The following is a 302-nucleotide window of genomic DNA, read 5'->3' as shown; positions in this document are numbered from 1 at the left end:
TCGTTCACATTCGTTCCTGCCGGGCTATCGCCATCGGCTACGACGCTGTTGCTCACGCCGCCTGCATCCACATCGCTCTGTGTGATGACATAGGTTGCCGTATAGGTTGCCGTCTCGCCTACCTGAAGCGTACCTTCTGCACTTCCTGCATCTGCACTCACAAATGTCGGTCCTGTCAAGGTCAGCGGGTTGCCGTTGGCATCCACGAACGTATCCGTAAGGGCTACGTTGCTCAACGTAACGTTGCCCGTGTTCTCTACCGTGATCGTATAGGTCAGCTCGTCGCCAAGGCTAGCGCCTAC

1 protein-coding gene is annotated in these 302 nt (G+C 56.6%); it reads right to left on the bottom strand.

All coding sequences use genetic code 11. The annotated features are described in order from the left end of the window. The coding region (locus LBU54_RS15340; RefSeq protein WP_224532002.1) for a DUF7507 domain-containing protein at window positions 1–302 on the bottom strand (302 nt) is incomplete at both ends.

The sequence above is a fragment of the Winogradskyella alexanderae genome (genome assembly GCF_020166335.1).
Lineage (GTDB): Bacteria > Bacteroidota > Bacteroidia > Flavobacteriales > Flavobacteriaceae > Winogradskyella > Winogradskyella alexanderae.
Note: the sequence above shows the minus strand (reverse complement) of the source record. Positions and strands in the feature narration are given on the sequence as shown.